The organism is Caulobacter sp. NIBR1757 (assembly GCF_027912495.1).
Lineage (GTDB): Bacteria > Pseudomonadota > Alphaproteobacteria > Caulobacterales > Caulobacteraceae > Caulobacter.
Genome location: NZ_CP115463.1, coordinates 3,997,994 through 4,015,710, shown reverse-complemented (window position 1 = coordinate 4,015,710; position 17,717 = coordinate 3,997,994). Strand labels below are relative to the sequence as shown.

Genomic DNA, 17,717 nt, shown 5'->3' with positions numbered 1-17,717 from the left:
CGTGGGGGCTATCCCAAGGCCAATGTCCCATACGCATGATCATCATGGCCACGACCACCATCACGGCGGTCACAAGGACCATCACCATGGTCCCGGCGGCCACAGCCATGCGCCCAAGGACTTCGGCCGCGCCTTCGCCATCGGCGCCGGGCTGAACATCGCCTTCGTGGTCGCCGAGGCCGGGGCCGGTCTGTTCACCGGCTCCCTGGCCCTGCTGGCCGACGCCGGTCACAATCTGTCGGATGTGCTGGGCCTGCTGATGGCCTGGGGCGCGGTGGTCATCGCTCGTCGGGCGCCGGCCGGGCGGCGGACCTATGGGCTGGGCAAGAGCACCATCCTGGCCTCGCTGGGCAACGCCGGCCTGCTGTTGCTGGCCGTCGGCGGCATCACCTGGGAGGCGATCCGCCGCTTCGGCTCGCCGCAGGACATTCCGCCCGGGCCTGTCATCGTCGTCGCGGCGATCGGAGTGGTCATCAACACCGCCACGGCCCTGATGTTCATGCGCGGCCAGGAGGACCTCAACGTCAAGGGCGCCTTCCTGCACATGGCCGCCGATGCGGCGGTGTCGCTGGGCGTGGTGTTCGCGGCCATCATCCTGTGGATGCAGCCGGAGTGGCGCTGGATCGACCCTATGATCAGCCTGGTCATCGCCGCCGTTATCGTGGCCGGCACCTGGGGCCTGCTGCGCGACAGCCTCGACCTGGCCCTCGACGCCGCCCCGCGCGGCATCGACCCGGACAAGGTCAAGGCCTGGCTGGCCGGCCGGCCCGGCGTCACCGAGGTGCACGACCTGCACATCTGGGCGATGAGCACCAGCGAGACGGCCCTGACCGCCCACCTGACCCGCCCCGACAACACCGACCCCGACCAGTTCCTCGACGAGCTGTGCCACGACCTGGTCCACGAGTTCGGCATCGGCCACGCGACCCTGCAGCTGGAGACCGGCCATCGCGGTCCCTGCCGGCTGGCCCACGCTCACGGCGGCCAGTAGGTGACGCTCTCCCTGCGCCTCTACCGGGCGGCCATGGCGGTGCTGCAGCCGTTCGCGCCGGGCCTGCTGAGTTCGCGGGCGGCCAAGGGCAAGGAAGACGCCGCGCGGGTGCAGGAGCGGCTCGGCCATGCCTCCGTGGCGCGCCCTGAGGACGGCCTGGTCTGGATCCACGCCATCAGCGTCGGCGAGAGCCAGGCGGTGCTGCCGCTGATCGAGCGGCTGGCCCAAGCAAGGCCGGACCTCACCCTGCTGGTCACCTGTGGCACCGTCACCGCCGCCGCCCTGCTGGCCAAACGGCTGCCGGCCGGGGCGATCCACCAGTATGCGCCGCTCGACACCCCCGCCTCGGCGCGGCGTTTTCTCGATCACTGGCTGCCGGACCTCGTCATCCTCGTCGAGAGCGAGATCTGGCCCAACCTGATCCTCGGCGCCAAGCAGCGCGGCGCCAAGCTGGCCCTGATCTCGGCCCGCATCACCCACAAGACGGCCAAGGGCTGGGCGCGGATGAGCAAGGGCATCCGCCAGGTGCTGGCCGCCTTCGATCTGGTCTTGCCGCAGGACGAGCTGTCGGCCGAGCGGCTGCGGTTCTTCGGGGTCGAGACCGACGGCCGGCTGAACCTCAAGCTGGCCGGCGAGCCGCTGCCCGCCGACGAGGCCGAACTGGCCGCCCTCAGAAAGGCCATCGGCAAACGGCCCGTGGTGCTGGCGGCCAGCACCCATGCGGGCGAGGAGGCGATCATCGTCACCCCGATGCTGACCGCCATCCGCAACGAGGCGCCGGACGCCCTGGTGATCATCGCCCCGCGCCACCCGGAGCGGCTGGCCGATGTGCTGACCGACGTCGGCACGGGGCACGGTCCGGTGGCGGTGCGCTCGCGCGGCGACAAGCTGACCCGCCAGACCCGGATCTATCTCGCCGACACGCTCGGCGAGATGGGCCTGTTCTTCCGCCTGGCCGACGTGGTGGTCATGGGCGGCAGCTTTGTGCCGGGTGTCGGCGGTCACAACCCGATGGAGCCGGCCCGGCTCGGCGCGCCGGTGATCAGCGGGCCGCAGGTGTTCAATTCAGCCGAGGTCTACGAGGCCATGGTCGAGGGCGAGCGCGGGGCGATGATTGTCGAGACGCCGGGCGATCTGTCGATGGCCCTGGCCGGACTGCTGGCCGCGCCCGACGCCGCCAGGGCGCTGGGCGCCCGGGGCCAGGCCTTTGCGCAGGACCAGTCGGCGCAACTCGATACCGCCTGGGCCCGGCTGGAGGCCCTGCTGCCATGAAGCTCTCGACCCCCCGCTGGTGGTACGTTCGCCACAACCCGCCCGGTGTCGTCACCCGCATGGTGCTGACCCCGCTCAGCTGGGTCTGGGCGGCGGTGACCAGGTACAAGATCGACAACGCCCGGCCGGTGGACGCCGGCCTGCCGGTGATCTGCGTCGGCAACCTCACGGCCGGCGGGGTCGGCAAGACGCCGGTGGTGCGCGAGCTGCTGCGCATGCTGCGCGAGGACGGGGTGGCGGCGCATGGCCTGTCGCGCGGCTACGGCGGCAATGAGCCGGGGCCGCTGAAGGTTGATCAGGCCATCCACGGCACCGAGCAGGTCGGCGACGAGCCGCTGATGCTGGCGGCCGACGGACCGTTCTGGGTCAGCCGCGACCGGCCGGCCGGGGCGGCGGCGGCGAAAGAGGCCGGGGCCCAGGCCGTGGTCATGGACGACGGCCACCAGAACCCCTCGCTGAAGAAGGCCCTGTCGCTGGTCGTCGTCGATGGCGAGACGCGTAACAATGAATGGCCGTTCGGCGACGGGGCGGTGTTCCCGGCCGGACCGATGCGCGAGCCGCTGAAGGTCGGGCTGGCCCGCGCCGATGCGGTGGTCCTGCTGATGCCGGCCGATCTCGCTGAACCTGATCCCGAGCTGCTGGCGCTGTTCAAGGGCAAGCCCGTGCTGGTCGCCCGGCTGGAGCCCTCCGGCCCGCCGCCGGCCCATCCTGTGGTGGCCTTCGCCGGCATCGGCAAGCCCTGGAAGTTCGAGCGCTCGCTGGTTGCGGCCGGGGTGGTGCTGAAGGACTTCGCGCCCTTCCCCGATCACGGCGAGTACCGCGAGGAGACGCTGCATTTCCTTGAGCAGCGGGCCGCCGAACTGGGCGGGACCCTGCTGACCACCGAGAAGGACTGGGTCCGGCTGCCCGGCCCCTGGCGGCGCAAGGTCGACTACTGGCCGGTGCGGGCGCGGTTCGAGGACGAGGCGGCGGTGAAGATCCTCCTTCGGCGCGCCATAGGCGCGACGGGGGAGGGGGACCGCCGGCCCGACTCAGGGCCGGTGGTGGAGGGGGCAGCGCCGGCGGTTGGGGTTGACCCTGAACGCAGCTGTTGAAGCCGCGCCAGAACGCACTTCATCCTGACAAGCCGGCGCTGCCCCCTCCACCACCGCCGCTAAGTCGCGGCGGCGGTCCCCCTCCCCCGTCGCTGCGCGCCGGAGGAGGAATTGTCAGATCTAGTCCTGCCGGTAGACGATGCCGCCCTTCATCACGAAGCTGACGTGTTCCAGCACGGTGACGTCGGCCAGCGGATCGCCCTTCACGGCGATGATGTCGGCCTGTTTGCCGTTCAGCAGCGAGCCGATCATGCCGGCCAGGTCGAGGTGGTCGGCGGCGTAGATGGTGGCGGCCTTGATGGCTTCCAGCGGGGTCAGGCCGGCCTTGATCAGCAGGGCGAACTCCCTGGCATTTTCGCCGTGGGGCGAGACGCCGGTGTCGGTGCCGTAGGCGATCTTGACGCCGCCCAGGTGCGCCCGGCGGCCCATGTCGAGCATCCTGGGACCGGCCTCCAGGGCCTTGGCCTTCACGGCCGGGACCATCCAGGTGTCGGGCTTGGCCGCCTCGCGAGCCACGAAGTCGCCGGCCAGCAGGGTCGGGACCAGGTAGGCGCCGTTGGCCTTGAACAGCTTGATGGATTCGGCGTCGAGGTAGGTGCCGTGCTCGATGCTGTCGCCGCCGTACTTCAGGAAGGCGTTGATGCCATCGCCGCCATGGGCGTGGGCGGTGACGCGGCGGCCCATGGCATGGGCGGTCTCGACGATGGCTTTCAGCTCCTCGTCGCTGAACTGCTTGGCCAGGCCGGCATTGGTCGGCGACAGCACGCCGCCGGTGGCGGTGATCTTGATGACGTCGGCGCCGGACCGGACCTGTTCGCGCACGGCCCGGCGGCAGTCGTCGGCGCCGGAGCAGACGGCGGCGTCGCGGAACAGGTGAACCATGGATTCGGGCACGCCGTTGGCGTCGTCGCCATGGCCGCCATGCACTGACACGGCCGAGCCGGCGGCGACGATGCGCGGGCCGGGCACGCGGCCGGCGGCGATGGCATTACGCAGGCCGAAGACGCTCTCGTTGGCGCCGCCGAGGTCGGCGACGGTGGTGAATCCGGCGCGCAGGGTCAGGCCCGCGTACCAGGCGCCGTCGAGGGCGTAGTCGCTCTTGGTCTTTGTGAAGCGTTCCAGGGCGCCCTTGGGGCCGTTCTGGCTGGTCAGGTGGACGTGGCTGTCGATCAGGCCGGGCAGGACGAAGCTGTCCTTCAGGTCGATGACATTGGCTCCGGGAGCGGAGGTGTAGCCCGCCTCGATGCGCAGCACCTTGCCGTTTTCGACGACGATGGTGCGCTCGGTCTCGACCTTGCCGGTGGCCGGGTCGGCCAGCACGCGGCCGGCCTGGATGTAGGTCAGGGGGCTGGACTGGCCCTGCGCATCGGCGACTCCGACCAGCGCCAGAACGCCGAGCGCGGCGGCGACGAGGCCGGCCTTGAAGGTGGATTTCATCACTAAACAGCCCCGTACTGAATGAAGGGCGGCACAGTGCACCGCCCGCCGCGCCCCGGCTAGAGGTCTAGGCCCCCGCCTTCTGGGCGAATTCCCAGGCGCCCCTGGCCAGCACCGGCACCCGGGCTTCCATGGTCGCGGCGTGGGCAGAGTTGGCGGTGCCGTCGCGGACGCGGCCGACGATGCCCTGGCAGATGCCGGCCAGGCGGAAGAGGTTGTAGGCGAAGTACCAGTCGAGGTTGGGCAGGCCGTCGCGGCCCGTGGCCTTGCAGTACTGGGCAACCGCCTCGTCGATGGTCGGGATGCCGTAGGTGGTCAGGTCGTCGATGCCGGACAGGCCGCCCCGCTCCTGGCTGGGCATGACCCAGCTCATCAGGAAGTAGCTGAAATCGGCCAGCGGGTTGCCGAGGGTCGAGAGTTCCCAGTCGAGGACGGCGGCGACCTTCTGCTCGGTCGGGTGCAGGATCATGTTGTCCAGGCGGTAGTCGCCATGGACGATCGAGGTCATGTCGTCCTCCGGCGTGTGGTCGGGGAACCAGGCGATCAGCTGGTTCATCTCCGGGATCACCGAGGTTTCGGAGGCCTGGTATTGCTTGGTCCAGCGGCTGACCTGGCGGCTGAAATAGTTGCCGGGCTTGCCGTAGTCCTCCAGGCCGATGGCCTTGTAGTCGACGTTGTGCAGGGCCGCGAGCGTGCCGATCTCGGCTTCATAGATCTTGCGGCGCTCGGCGGGGCTGTAGTCGGGCAGGGTGCCGTCCCACAGGATGCGGCCCTCGACCTGCTCCATGACGTAGAAGATGGTGCCGACGATGCTCTCGTCCATGCACAGGGCGTAGGCCTTTGCGACCGGGAAGTTCACCTTGTTCAGCGCCGCGATGACCTTGTACTCGCGGTCGACGGCGTGGGCGCTCGGCAACAGCTTGCCCGGCGGCTTGCGGCGCAGGACGTAGCGCTGGGACGGCGTGACCAGCTGATAGGTCGGGTTCGACTGGCCGCCCTTGAACTTGCGGATTTCCAGCGGGCCCTTGAAGCCTTCGACGTTGGCTTCCAGCCACGGCAGCAGCTTCTCGGCGTCGATCCAGGTGCGCTCGTCGAGCGGCTCGGTGCCACTGTTCAGGTCCTGGGCGCTGGGCGCGGCGTCGGCCATGGTCTCGTCCCCAATTCGTACGCTTGTTTGAAGTTGGCGCACTTTAGCGGGGGAAGGCGGAGGCGCAAGGCTCGGGGGCAATCGTTGCAGTCAGTCTCGTAGCTAACTAGGCTCCAAGGCAGGGAGGCGAGCCGATGATGTGGCCATTCAAAAGTAGGGCTTCATTGGACGAAAAGGCTAGCCAGCTTTGGCCTGTCTTTGCGAAATCCGCAATTGATCAGCAGCAGAACGAGTGCCCCGGTGCGCTCTATATCTTCAATGCAACACTGCACAACGTGAATCAACGTTTCTCGAAGTCGTCCTGGAGAACGTCAGAACAGCTCTCACACATTGATCGCGAAATCCAACAATCCAGCGATATCTTCACCAAGGGCGATGCGGGTATGGCTCGACTAGCTCTTCGATTCTACCGTGCGTTCATTCGTGAGAAGCTAGGTCCGTGTCGAGACATCGCGGCACAGTGCATTCGCGACTGGGCGGATCGAGGTTCATCTTACCGGCAGTTAGCAGAGCTAGATGCGCTCGTGCCTGCTTCCGGAACTCGGAAGCGATATCTGGAAAGCGCTGGCTGTTCGACCAACAAGGAGGTTATCAATCAAATCAAAGATGGTTATTGTGACCTCCCCGATACGGCAGAAATGGCTTGTCGGCGGGATGAGGATTGCCGAACGGTACTAGCGATGTTGGACTTTCTGGACGAGTCAGACTCTGGCGCGGCGGAAATGCTCATTGCGCGGCTCGACAGGTTCATCCCCAAACCTTAGTGCGGGTCTTTCAGCGTGCAGCGATTCATTCAGGTCAGCAGGATGCTCGCCACGAACAGCGCGATCAGCGCCACCACCCCGACGCTGGCGAACTGCGTCCAGAAGCGCAGCGGCTCCTCGGCGCGGACGATGTCGGGGCGTTTGGTGAAGAAGACCGCCAGGGTGCCGGTCTTCAGGCTGCGCACCAAGGCGACCAGGGCCAGCAGGCCGATGAGGGCGAGGCTGACGCCGACCGGGATGTCGATCACGCCGCCAGCTCCGCCCGCACCGCCGTGGCGATGAAGCCGCCGCCGAGCACGCGGCCCGGGGCTTCCGGCGCATAGAGGACGCAGGCCTGGCCGGGGGCGACGCCTTCCTCGTGGGTGTCGAGGGCGACGGCGGGCTGGCCATCGACCAGCGACAGGCGGCCGGGGACCGGCTCGCGGGTCGAGCGCACGCGGGCCAGGACCGGGCGGCCGGCGGCGCAGGCTTCCGCGAAGGTCTCGTCGCCCAGCCAGTTGGTCTCTTTCAGGGTCAGGGCGGTGGTCAGCAGCGCCTCGCGCGGGCCGACGATGACCTGGCGTTTGTCGGCATCGATGCGGGTGACGAACAGCGGGTCGCCGACCGCCACGTTCAGGCCCCGGCGTTGGCCGATGGTGTAGCGGGTGACGCCCTCGTGGGTCCCGAGCACACGGCCGTCCATGTGGACGATCTCGCCCGGCAAAGCGCCCTGCGGGCGGATGCGGTCGATGACGGTGTGGTACTTTCCCTCAGGGACAAAGCAGATGTCCTGGCTGTCGGGCTTGTCGGCGGCGGTGAGGCCCAGCTCGGCGGCGATGGCCCGCACCTGCGGCTTGCTCATGCCGCCCAGCGGAAAGCGCAGGAAGTCCAGCTGCTCGGCCGTGGTGGCGAACAGGAAGTAGCTCTGGTCCTTGGCCGGGTCGGCGGCGCGGCGCAGTTCGGCGTGATTGCCGGCCTCCACGCGCTGGACGTAGTGGCCGGTGGCCATGGCCACGGCGCCCAGGTCGCGGGCGACGTCGAGCAGGTCGCGGAACTTCACGGTTTGATTGCAGCGCACGCAGGGGATCGGCGTCTCGCCGCGCAGGTAGGCGTCGGCGAACTCCTCGATGACCTGGTCCTTGAAGCGGCTTTCGTAGTCGAGGACGTAGTGCGGGATGCCGATGGCGTCGGAGGCGGTGCGGGCGTCGTGGATATCCTGGCCGGCGCAGCAGGCGCCCTTCTTCTGGATGGCCGCGCCGTGGTCGTAGAGCTGCAGGGTGACGCCGACGACGTCGTAGCCGGCCCGGTGCAGCAGGGCGGCGGTCACCGTCGAGTCCACCCCGCCCGACATCGCCGCCACGATCCGGCTGCCGGCCGGCAGGCCGACGGCCGCGCGCACGGCGTCGAGCGCGGCGTCCACGGCGGAAGGGGAAAGGGCGGTCGTCATGGCGCGCTATGTAGAGGTTTGGGGGTCAAATTGCGAGGCAAGGGGCGGCGGCGCCGGGGTCGAAGCGGCGCCCAGTATACGACATCGGCATGGAATGCGATATGGGGCGGGAAAATTAGTTGAGTTAAATCAGTATTTTATATCCCACCAATGACCACTCTGAAGGCCGCCAAAGTCGTCCCCGGCGCCCGTCCGGAACCTACCGGGTGACCACCCCAAACCCACCCCGCCTCCATGGGCGCGGCGGAGGCGTCTGGAGACGGCCGGCAATCGGGCATACCCGGGATTGGAAAAGTCAGGAGCGTAGCCGCGCCAGGCCCGTGCGCAGGTAGCCGAAGACGGTGATCAGGGTCAGCAGGGCCGAGAGGATGGTGAGGGCGGCGCCGACGTCCATCGACTGGACGGGGCCGAGCGGGAAGCCCGGGGCGGCCAGCAGGGCCAGGCCGGCGAACTGGCAGGCGATCTTGGCGGCCTCCAGCTTCGAGCCGCCGACCTTGTTTTCGTTGCCAAGGGCTTCGTTGAGGGTGGCGACCACGAAGCAGCGGCCGGCGAGGACAGCGGCGGCGGCGGCGACCCAGCCGTCCAGGGCGCCGGCCACGGCCAGGCCCAGCACCATGACGAAGGTCAGCAGGCGGTCGCCGACGAGGTCGAGCATGGCGCCCAGGCGGGAGGTCTCGTTCAGGCGGCGGGCGACCTGGCCATCGACGACGTCGAGCAGGCCGGCCGCGAGGTAGACGGCGACGGCGGGCCAGCCGGCGTTGCTGATCAGCAGCCAGAACAGCGGCGCGATCAGGGCGATGCGGAACAGGGTGATGGTGTTGGAGATCATGCGGTGAGGGTCGCTGACGGATGGCCCTGCGGCAATCGCGGTTTTCAACTCTCCGCCCTTGGGGCGGAGGACAGGTTTGGAGCGTGAGCGACAAACCAGGAGGCGGGACGTCCACCGGCGGAGGTGAAGGGCGAAAGCCGCCGCCGGTGGGTCAAGGAAACGCGCCAACCTTCCGACGCCGGTGGGGCCCGCCTCCTGCTTTCTCGCTTGAAGGCTCGAAAGCGGTCCTCCGCCCGGAGGGCGGAGAGTTTAGACAGTCGCGCCCACTCCAAACCCCTGCCCGCCATCGAAACTTCACAGCCCCGTCCCTTGACTCCGTTGGCCCCCGCTCCTACTTCCCCGCCACCGTTGGCACTCACGGGAGAGGACTGCTAACAGCGGCCGCTCCCATGCCTGCGAACCAACAAGTCAGTCATCGAACGGAGAGCATCCGATGAAATTTCGCCCCCTTGGCGACCGCGTCCTGGTGAAGCGCGTCGAAGAAGAGTCCAAGACCAAAGGTGGGATCATCATCCCCGACACCGCCAAGGAAAAGCCGCAGGAAGGCGAAGTCGTCGCCGTCGGCCCCGGCGCGCGTGACGACTCCGGCAAGGTCCAGCCCCTGGAACTGAAGGCCGGCGACAAGATCCTGTTCGGCAAGTGGTCGGGCACCGAGGTCAAGGTCGACGGTGAAGACCTGATCATCATGAAGGAAAGCGACGTCCTGGGCGTCCTGCAGGCTTAATCAGCCACCGCTTCCTTCCCTCCAATTTCCTACTGAAAGAAGGCAACCATCATGGCCGCCAAAGACGTCTATTTCTCCTCCGACGCCCGTGACCGCATGCTGCGCGGCGTCAACATCCTCGCCAACGCGGTGAAGGTGACCCTGGGCCCCAAGGGCCGCAACGTCGTGATCGAAAAGTCCTTCGGCGCCCCGCGCTCGACCAAGGACGGCGTCTCGGTCGCCAAGGAAATCGAACTGAGCGATCGCTTCGAGAACCTCGGCGCCCAGATGATCCGCGAAGTCGCGAGCAAGACCAACGACAAGGCCGGTGACGGCACCACCACCGCCACCGTGCTGGCGCAAGCCATCGTCGTCGAAGGCCTGAAGTCGGTCGCCGCCGGCATGAACCCGATGGACCTGAAGCGCGGCATCGACAAGGCCGTGGCCAAGGTCATCGCCGAAATCCAGTCGACCTCCAAGAAGGTCTCGGCCAACAGCGAAATCGCCCAGGTCGGCACCATCTCGGCCAACGGCGACAGCGAAGTCGGCGAGATGATCGCCCGCGCCATGGAAAAGGTCGGCAACGAAGGCGTCATCACGGTTGAAGAAGCCAAGACCGCCGAGACCGAACTCGACGTCGTCGAAGGCATGCAGTTCGACCGCGGCTACCTGTCGCCCTACTTCATTACCAACGCCGACAAGATGGAAGTCGTGCTCGAAGAGCCGATGATCCTGCTGTTCGAGAAGAAGCTGTCGGGCCTCCAGCCCCTGCTGCCGGTCCTGGAAGCCGTGGTCCAGTCGGGTCGTCCCCTGCTGATCATCGCCGAGGACATCGAAGGCGAAGCCCTGGCCACCCTGGTGGTCAACAAGCTGCGCGGCGGCCTGCGCGTCGCCGCCGTCAAGGCTCCGGGCTTCGGCGACCGCCGCAAGGCCATGCTGGAAGACATCGCCGTCCTGACCGGCGGTGAAGTGATCAGCGAAGACCTGGGCATCAAGCTCGAGAACGTCACCCTCGAGATGCTCGGCAAGGCCAAGAAGGTCACCATCACCAAGGACGACACCACCATCGTCGACGGCGTCGGCGCCAAGGAGGGCATCGAAGCCCGCATTGGCCAGATCAAGAAGCAGATCGAAGACACCACCAGCGACTACGACAAGGAAAAGCTGCAGGAACGTCTGGCCAAGCTGGCCGGCGGTGTTGCCGTGGTCCGCGTCGGCGGTTCGACCGAAGTCGAAGTGAAGGAAAAGAAGGACCGCGTCGATGACGCCCTCAACGCGACCCGCGCGGCCGTGGAAGAAGGCATCGTCCCCGGCGGCGGCGTGGCCCTGCTGAAGGCCTCGAAGATCCTCGACGGCATGGTTGGCGACAACGCCGACCAGACCAACGGCATCGCCATCGTCCGTCGCGCCCTGCAGGCCCCGATCCGTCAGATCGCCGAAAACGCCGGCGTTGAAGGCTCGATCGTGGTCGGCAAGGTCCTGGAAAGCGACTCGGCCACCTTCGGCTTCAACGCCCAGACCGAAGAGTACGTCGACATGGTCGCGGCCGGCGTCATCGACCCGGCCAAGGTCGTCCGCACGGCCCTGCAGGACGCGGCCTCGGTCGCCGGCCTGCTGATCACCACCGAAGCGGCCATCGTCGAGGCGCCGAAGAAGGCGGCCGCCGGCGGCGCCGGTGGCGGCATGCCCGGCGGCATGGGCGGCATGGGCGATATGGACTTCTAGTCCACGCTGCTTGAGCTATGAGTATGGGAAGGGCGGGATCGAAAGGTCCCGCCCTTTCTTTTGCGCGAAGCGCCCTTCTCCCGACAAGCGGGAGAAGGGGCGAGGCGCAGCGGAAGGCCGACGGCTGAGGGCGGTAACGGCCGTTGATGCCTGCCCGGGTTCCGATTTCTCCCCCCATATTGAGGAAGACGGCATGGCCGAGGCTGGCCCAAAAGGCAGGCGAAGGAGTCTGTCCGCGATGCGTGCCTGTTTCCCTGTCCTCTTGGTCGTCGGCCTCCTGCTGAGCCTGGCGACGCCCGTCGCCGCGCAATCCAAGCGCCCGGCCTGCGGAAAGCCGTCAAAGCCGGAGCTTCAGTATCGGGTTGAGGTGCCGGTTACGCCGGGGGCCACGAGCTTCGTGCGGCACGCCGTCATGACCCGCGGCTGCAGCGCCCGGGGCTGGGCGAGCTGGATCGAGCATCTGGTGGTCGATGAGCGCGGCAAGATTCTGGCGTCGGGCGGGGGCGAGATCATTCCGCTGTCCGCGCGGCATGCCGTGCAGCAGGCCGGGTTCGGACGGATCCGGGTCGTGGTCTATGGAAAGACGCCGGGCCCCGAGCTGCCCTATCTCTGGCCGGGGAGGGACCGCTCGCTGCTCCCCGGCGCCGACCCCGGCGCAGTCGCCGACCGGCCGGTCATGGTCGGTCCAATCGTGGTCGGCTACCCGGTCGTCGGTCCGGGGGACTCGACGACCGTGACCATGGCGTTGTTCACCGGCGACAGCCTTCAGCCCAAGCTGGTGAGCGGCCTTGGGGGCCGCGCCGTGTTCGGCGTTGATCGGTTCGGCCAGGGGAGCGCGTCCGGCGGCGGGATCGGCGCCACCACATTGGTCGACGCGGTGATGCCCCGGGCCGGCTCGGTCATGTTCCAGAACTTCACCGCCCCGGACGGCACGGGTCTGGCCCAGGTTATCGACCGCAACGGCGAACCGATCAGCGCCCCGATCGGCCTGGTCGAGGTGTTTCGGTATCCGCACGGGTTCGGACGCCATGGAGGTCGTAACTCGCCCTGGATTCAGCTGGCCAGCCGCGTGGCGCCCCTGGGCCCCGACTTCCCCGGCATGTGGCTCTACATGCCCCTCGACCGGGAGGGGCGGCCGGTCGCGCCGCTGGAGGGTTCGGTCGGCTACACGGTGCTGCGCCAGGCCGATGACAATGACGCGGTCCTCTGGGGGGCCGTCTATCGAAGCCCCAAAGGATACCAGGTCGCGTTCGGCCCCCAGGCCGATGGCCGGCTACCCGGCAAGGTTCCCGCTGAACGCTACACCGCCCTGCGGTTCTTCGACCTCGACAATTATGTAAAGAGCTACAGTGGCGTCGGTCGGCTGACCTCGGGTGAATGGGCGGTCGTCCAGACCCACTGGAACGGCCCGCGCCAGGGCGCGCCCAATCGGTTCGCCAGCGCCCAGGCCGCGACGGATCAGGTCCATCGCTGGCAGGCCCAGTACGACGCCGAGGCCAAGCGCCGGGAAGAGGCCTGGCGCACCGCCAACCAGGCGCGCCTGGCCCGGGAGGCCGAACAGGCCCGCCAGGCCGAACTCAACACCTTCGAGGCTGGCATGGCCCAGTCCGGGACGCTGGTCTGCTACACCTTCCCCCTGCAGAGGGCGGCGCCCCTGGGAGATCAGGTCGTCCGTCGCTGGTACGAACGCTGCGACGTGCCCCTCGAACAGTTCGCCAACGCGCGCCGGCTCGGCGTCCCCCAGGCGGTGTTCGACCGTTCCCTGGAAAACGAACGGCTGCGGCAGGAGAACGCCGCCCGGCTGCGCGCCATGGGGGCCCGGTCCAGCGGCTTCGCCGACGCCATGGCCGCCTACCGCACCACCGCCGGCGCCGCCCCCGCCGACCCCTGGGTCGCCGTGCGGGTGACCGAAGGGGGCAGGACCACCACCCGGGTCATGCGGCAGAGCGAGTACGACCGCCGGCGGCCCTGACCGTCCGGCCCCGCTTCGGCCCCCGCCGCGCCCCATTGTTGTCACCGGCGCGAACGCCAATGGCGGCGTCGGGAGGAACGCCATGCTGCGTATCGTTGTCGCCTGCCTGTTACTGATCGCCGCGCCGGCCGTGGCGGCGGACGCTGTGTTGTCGCCGCAGGCGCAGGCGCTGATCGCGCCGGTCAAGGCGGCGCTGGACGCCGAGCGCGCCCGCCAGGCGGCGTTGCCCCCGCCGGCCAACGATTCCGAGAAGCTGGTGCGGATGGGGGCGATGGATCAGGTCGGGCGGCGGGTGCTGACCGGGATCGACCTGACCACCCTGCCGCCCGGGGAGATCGCGGCGGCGCGCAAGGCGATGTGGGCCCCGATCCAGGTGGCCGATGACGAGAACCTCGCGGCCCTGTTGAAGATGGTGCCGGCCGAGGGCTGGTTCCTGAAGAGCCGCTATGGCGACAAGGCGGCGGGCGCCGCCTTCCACATCATCCAGCACAGCGATGTCGCGCAATGGAAGCGGTTCGTGCCGGTGCTGGAGCCGCTGGTGGTCACCGGCGAGGTCGATGGGCAGTCGTTCGGGCTGATGTACGACCGGCTGGCGATCAACGAGGGCCGGCCGCAGCGCTACGGCTCACAGATGACCTGCGAGGCCGGCAAGTGGGTCCCCGAAAAGCTCGAGGACCCGGCCCGGGTCGAGGAGTGGCGCAAGGCGATGGGCTTCCCGCAGACCTTCGCGGAATACCTGGAGCACTGGAAGACCTACCCGCCCTGTACGTAGGGGACGTGTTGGCCGCCGGGCGGCCTACATGTCCCCGGCTTGCGCAAACGGTTGGATCGAGCTCGCTTCACCCGTCGGTGCTGACCGGGGACAGGTAGGCCGCAAGGCGGCCAACCCGTCCCCCTTACAGCAGCCAGCCATAGGCGTTGGCCTGGGCGCCGTGCAGGTAGAGGTCGGCGTCGGCGATCTTGTCGCCGTTGACGTCGAAGGCCAGGTGGCTGATCCCCGTCGCCGCGTCCCAGGTGGCGACCATCTGGCCGGCCTGGCCGGTGAAGGCGCTGGCCCAGACAAAGGCCTGGTTGCCGGAGACCTTGCTGTTGGCGTCGATGCGCGAGACGTCGAGCGTGTCGCCGCTGGCCCAGTCGAGGATGTGGTCGCCGCCGGCCTCGCCCTTGCCGATCTCGGCCAGCGAGCGCCAGATCACCTTGTCGGTCCCGGTCCCGGTGGTGATGTCGTTCTGGGCCGTGCTGGCCCAGAGGGTGTCATTGCCCATGCGGGTGGTGATGTTCTCGATGCTGTCGAGGGTGAAGGTCATGTCGCCGCCCACCACCTGGGGCCCGGCCTTGGCCAGGTCGATGGTGGCCGGCTTGCCGTTGTAGGGCATGACGAAGGTGTCGCTGCCGGCGCCGCCGAGCAGGGTGACGACGCCGACCGTGCCGGTCAGCACGTCGTCGCCGGCCCCGCCGTCGAGGGTGTCGCCCGAGCCCCAGCTGTTGAGGTAGTCGTCGCCGCCGGCTCCGGACAGCCAGTTGATGCTGGCGTCGCCCCACAGGAAGTCGCGCTGGGCGCTGCCGTAGATGTTCTCGATGCCGACGAAGGTGTGGGCCCCGACGCCGGTTTCCTGGGGGGTGGCGTTCCAGAGCTGGACGAAGACGCCGGTGGCGGCGCCGTCATACGAGACCGTATCGACCCCGGCCCCGCCGTCGATCAGGTCCTGGCCGATGCCGGGGGCCAGGGTATCGTCGCCGTCACCGCCGTAGAGCTTGTCATTGCCGTCGGCGCCATGCAGGCGGTTGGCGCCGGCGTCGCCGGTCAGGATGTCGCCGAAGCTGGAGCCGTAGAGGTTCTCGACGCCGGTCAGGGTGTCGATCCCGGCCCCGAGAGTGTTCTGGGCGGCGGTGATGGCCAGGCTGACGGTGACGCCCTTGCCGGCGTCCTCGTAGGAGGCCCAGTCGACGCCGGCGCCGCCGATGACGTTGTCGTTGCCGAGGCCGCCGACCAGCCAGTCGTCGCCATCGCCGCCTTCGAGGACGTCGTTGCCGCCCTTGCCGTAGAGGCTGTCATCGCCGGCCAGGCCGCGCAGGGTGTTGGCCTGGGTGTTGCCGCCGAGGGCGTCGCCGAAGGCCGAACCGGCCAGGTTCTCGATATAGAGCAGCCGGTCGAGACCGGCGCCGCCGGTGTTCTGGGCCGTGGTCAGCAGGAGGTCGAGGGTGACGCCGGCCGCAGCGCCCTCGTACGAGGCCCAGTCGATGCCCGCGCCGCCGTTGAGGCTGTCGTCGCCTTCGCCGCCATTGAGAATGTCATCGCCCTCGCCGCCGATCAGGCTGTCCTTGCCGGCCCCGCCGTTGAGGATGTCATTGCCCGCCCGGCCGTCGAGGATGTCGTCGCCCAGCTGGCCGGACAGGGTGTTGGCCCCGGCCTCGCCCAGCAGGCTGTCGTTGTAGGCCGAGCCGTAGAGGTTCTCGATGCCGATCATGCGGTCCGTGCCGCCGCCGCCGGTGTTCTGCCAGTTGGCCAGGGTCAGATCGACGGTGACTTTCGAGACGGCGTCCTCGTAGGAGACCCAGTCGATCCCCTCCATGCCGTTCATCTGGTCGCTGCCGGCTCCGCCGACCAGCCAGTCGTCGCCGGCCCCGCCGTTCAGGGTGTCGTTGCCGTCGTGGCCGACCAGGACGTCGTCGCCGCCGTTGCCCTGAAGTTGGTCGTCGCCCGCGAAGCCGTAGGCCGTGTCATTTTCGGACCCGCCGAAGAAGCTGTCCGCGCCCGCGCCGCCACGAAAGTTCATCTCACCCGCTCCGCCCTGTGCCGTTTTCGGAAATTGCCCGAAACGGGTGCAAAGGGTGGGCCGGATGGGGGACGTGTTGGCCGCGCGAGCGGCCTACATGTCCCCGGCTTGCTCTACGGCTGGGTCAGCGCGGGTCCAGCCGTCCGTGCTGACCGGGGACAGGTAGGCCGCAAGGCGGCCAACCCGTCCCCATGGCGCTAGTGCCGGGCCGGGATCGGCTGGGTGTATTCGGCCTTTGCGGCGGCTTCGTCGGCGAACAGCTTCTTCCTCGGGCCCAGGTAGCCGAACAGGAAGGCCGCCACTTTCCGGATCTGGATCTCTTCCGAGCCTTCGGTGATGCGGTAGCGGCGGTGGTGGCGGTAGATGTGCTCGAAGGCCTTGTGCCGAGAATAGCCCATGCCGCCGTGGACCTGCATGGCCCGGTCGGCGGCCTCGCAGCAGAGGCGGTTGCCCCAGTAGTTGCACATCGAGACCTTGTCGGAGATCTCCTTCTCGATCTGCTTGTGCTCCATGTGGTCCATCTGCCAGGCGGTCTGGCGGATCAAGAGGCGCAGCATCTCGCACTGGGTGGCCAGCTCGACGAGCGGGAACTGGATGGCCTGGTTGTCGCTCAGCGGCTTGCCGAACGGCTTGCGCTGGCGGGCGTACTTCACACTCTCTTCTATGCAGTAGACCGCGGCGCCCAGCGAACTGGCCGCCTGGCGGATGCGGTTCTGGTGCACGAAGGACTGGCCGAGGCCCAGGCCGCGGTCGACCTGGCCCCAGTAGCTGTCTTCCGGAATCCAGCAGTCGAAGCTGATGCGCGGGTGGTCGGTGGGCATGTTGAAGGTCCACATCCACTCTTCGATCTTGATGTGCTCGCGGGGCACGATGAAGCAGGTGATGCCGAGGGCGTCGCCGTCCTTGCCGCTGGTGCGGGCGAAGACCATGACGTGGCTGACCACGTGCATGCCGGTGGTCCACATCTTCTCGCCCTTGACCCGCCAGCCAGGCTTGCCGTCCTTCTCTTCGCGGACGCCCGTGGACTCCATGAAGGTGGCGTCGGAGCCGTGGTTGGGTTCGGTCAGGCCGAAGGCCGTGCGCATCGTGCCGTTCAGCACCTTCTCGCCGTCGCGGGCGTATTGCTCCGGCGTGGCGAACTCCTTGAACATCAGGATGAAGGGGTTGTTGCCGACGATGCTGTGCTCGGTCTGCAGGTCGTTGAAGAGGCCGAGACCCTTGGCGGCGAGGTGCTCGCGGATCACCGCCATGTCGAGGTTGGAACCGGCCTTGCCGCCCATGTCCTTCGGCCAGGCGTAGCGCAGATGGCCGGCCTCGTCGGCGACCTTGCGGCATTCGGCCAGCAGCTCTTCCCAGTCCTTGCGGGGCAGGCCGTTGTTGTCCCAGTCGGTGCGGGCGTGCTCGCGGCGGTGATCGAAGAAGCGCTCGTTATCGTCGCGCGCCTGGATCGGATTGATCTTCTCCTCGATGAAGCGGTCGAGCTCGGCGAGGTAGTCGACGAGGTATTGGGGCAGGGCGAAGTCCACGGCCGTATCTCCCGATGGGTTCTGTTGTTTCGCCCAGTATGCGCCGGTTGACGC

14 protein-coding genes and 1 pseudogene are annotated in these 17,717 nt (G+C 68.3%); 8 read left to right on the top strand and 7 right to left on the bottom strand.

Features of this window, described 5'->3' with window-relative positions; all coding sequences use genetic code 11:
• Window positions 1–22: 22 nt before the first annotated feature.
• The 3 genes and pseudogenes from O5I81_RS19300 to lpxK all read left to right on the top strand — a co-directional run.
• On the top strand, window positions 23–991 hold the full coding sequence (locus tag O5I81_RS19300) for a cation diffusion facilitator family transporter (protein WP_271066489.1): 969 nt from the start codon (window positions 23–25) through the stop codon (window positions 989–991).
• The gene (locus O5I81_RS19295) at window positions 992–2,263 is read left to right on the top strand and encodes a 3-deoxy-D-manno-octulosonic acid transferase (protein WP_271066488.1); all 1,272 of its coding nucleotides are present in this window, start codon (window positions 992–994) and stop codon (window positions 2,261–2,263) included. It abuts the gene before it with no gap.
• Window positions 2,260–3,264: pseudogene (gene lpxK / locus O5I81_RS19290) on the top strand (tetraacyldisaccharide 4'-kinase); the annotation flags it as partial. The gene O5I81_RS19295 and the pseudogene lpxK, both read left to right, overlap by 4 nt.
• A 213-nt stretch (window positions 3,265–3,477) precedes the next feature.
• On the opposite strand, the gene O5I81_RS19285 reads toward lpxK, so the two are convergent.
• Window positions 3,478–4,794 carry an amidohydrolase family protein gene (locus O5I81_RS19285; protein ID WP_271066487.1) on the bottom strand — a complete coding sequence of 439 codons (1,317 nt, stop codon included), beginning with the start codon at window positions 4,792–4,794 and terminating at the stop codon, window positions 3,478–3,480.
• A gap of 67 nt (window positions 4,795–4,861) precedes the next feature.
• On the bottom strand, window positions 4,862–5,941 hold the full coding sequence (locus O5I81_RS19280) for a phosphotransferase family protein (RefSeq protein WP_271066486.1): 1,080 nt from the start codon (window positions 5,939–5,941) through the stop codon (window positions 4,862–4,864).
• Between the two features lie 164 nt (window positions 5,942–6,105).
• On the opposite strand from O5I81_RS19280, the gene O5I81_RS19275 reads away from it, so the two are divergent.
• A complete protein-coding gene (locus O5I81_RS19275) occupies window positions 6,106–6,705 on the top strand; it encodes a hypothetical protein (protein ID WP_271066485.1) in 600 nt (199 codons plus the stop codon).
• Window positions 6,706–6,734: 29 nt separating this feature from the next.
• Here the strand turns inward: O5I81_RS19275 and O5I81_RS19270 are convergent, their stop codons facing one another.
• The 3 genes from O5I81_RS19270 to O5I81_RS19260 form a co-directional block, all read right to left on the bottom strand.
• Window positions 6,735–6,953 (bottom strand): hypothetical protein, encoded by a 219-nt coding sequence (locus O5I81_RS19270; RefSeq protein WP_271066484.1) that lies wholly within the window; start codon window positions 6,951–6,953, stop codon window positions 6,735–6,737.
• A complete protein-coding gene (mnmA, locus tag O5I81_RS19265; protein ID WP_271066483.1) occupies window positions 6,950–8,131 on the bottom strand; it encodes a tRNA 2-thiouridine(34) synthase MnmA in 1,182 nt (393 codons plus the stop codon). Before mnmA ends, O5I81_RS19270 begins: the two co-directional genes overlap by 4 nt.
• 295 nt (window positions 8,132–8,426) lie before the next feature.
• Complete coding sequence (locus tag O5I81_RS19260; RefSeq protein ID WP_271066482.1) at window positions 8,427–8,960, bottom strand: CDP-alcohol phosphatidyltransferase family protein; 534 nt, start codon at window positions 8,958–8,960, stop codon at window positions 8,427–8,429.
• 433 nt (window positions 8,961–9,393) lie between these two features.
• On the opposite strand from O5I81_RS19260, the gene groES reads away from it, so the two are divergent.
• From groES to O5I81_RS19240, 4 genes are all read left to right on the top strand, one after another.
• Window positions 9,394–9,684, top strand: coding sequence for a co-chaperone GroES (gene groES, locus O5I81_RS19255; protein ID WP_271066481.1), 291 nt, complete (start codon window positions 9,394–9,396; stop codon window positions 9,682–9,684).
• Window positions 9,685–9,735: 51 nt separating this feature from the next.
• Window positions 9,736–11,388 carry a chaperonin GroEL gene (gene groL, locus O5I81_RS19250; RefSeq protein ID WP_271066480.1) on the top strand — a complete coding sequence of 551 codons (1,653 nt, stop codon included), beginning with the start codon at window positions 9,736–9,738 and terminating at the stop codon, window positions 11,386–11,388.
• 238 nt (window positions 11,389–11,626) lie between these two features.
• Complete coding sequence (locus O5I81_RS19245; RefSeq protein WP_271066479.1) at window positions 11,627–13,360, top strand: hypothetical protein; 1,734 nt, start codon at window positions 11,627–11,629, stop codon at window positions 13,358–13,360.
• Between the two features lie 82 nt (window positions 13,361–13,442).
• Complete coding sequence (locus tag O5I81_RS19240; RefSeq protein ID WP_271066478.1) at window positions 13,443–14,132, top strand: DUF6624 domain-containing protein; 690 nt, start codon at window positions 13,443–13,445, stop codon at window positions 14,130–14,132.
• A 124-nt stretch (window positions 14,133–14,256) separates the two neighbouring features.
• On the opposite strand, the gene O5I81_RS19235 is transcribed toward O5I81_RS19240, so the two are convergent.
• The gene (locus O5I81_RS19235) at window positions 14,257–16,137 is read right to left on the bottom strand and encodes a calcium-binding protein (RefSeq protein ID WP_271066477.1); all 1,881 of its coding nucleotides are present in this window, start codon (window positions 16,135–16,137) and stop codon (window positions 14,257–14,259) included.
• Between the two features lie 197 nt (window positions 16,138–16,334).
• Window positions 16,335–17,663 carry an acyl-CoA dehydrogenase family protein gene (locus O5I81_RS19230; protein WP_271066476.1) on the bottom strand — a complete coding sequence of 443 codons (1,329 nt, stop codon included), beginning with the start codon at window positions 17,661–17,663 and terminating at the stop codon, window positions 16,335–16,337.
• Window positions 17,664–17,717 lie beyond the last annotated feature (54 nt).

Bases quoted from the DNA above. Each gene is read 5' to 3' on its own strand.
- O5I81_RS19235 (WP_271066477.1), bottom strand. From the start codon at position 16,137: ATGAACTTTCGTGGCGGCGCGGGCGCGGACAGCTTCTTCGGCGGGTCC.
- O5I81_RS19240 (WP_271066478.1), top strand. From the start codon at position 13,443: ATGCTGCGTATCGTTGTCGCCTGCCTGTTACTGATCGCCGCGCCGGCC.
- mnmA (WP_271066483.1), bottom strand. From the start codon at position 8,131: ATGACGACCGCCCTTTCCCCTTCCGCCGTGGACGCCGCGCTCGACGCC.
- O5I81_RS19280 (WP_271066486.1), bottom strand. From the start codon at position 5,941: ATGGCCGACGCCGCGCCCAGCGCCCAGGACCTGAACAGTGGCACCGAG.
- groES (WP_271066481.1), top strand. From the start codon at position 9,394: ATGAAATTTCGCCCCCTTGGCGACCGCGTCCTGGTGAAGCGCGTCGAA.
- O5I81_RS19245 (WP_271066479.1), top strand. From the start codon at position 11,627: ATGCGTGCCTGTTTCCCTGTCCTCTTGGTCGTCGGCCTCCTGCTGAGC.
- O5I81_RS19300 (WP_271066489.1), top strand. From the start codon at position 23: ATGTCCCATACGCATGATCATCATGGCCACGACCACCATCACGGCGGT.
- groL (WP_271066480.1), top strand. From the start codon at position 9,736: ATGGCCGCCAAAGACGTCTATTTCTCCTCCGACGCCCGTGACCGCATG.
- O5I81_RS19285 (WP_271066487.1), bottom strand. From the start codon at position 4,794: ATGAAATCCACCTTCAAGGCCGGCCTCGTCGCCGCCGCGCTCGGCGTT.
- O5I81_RS19260 (WP_271066482.1), bottom strand. From the start codon at position 8,960: ATGATCTCCAACACCATCACCCTGTTCCGCATCGCCCTGATCGCGCCG.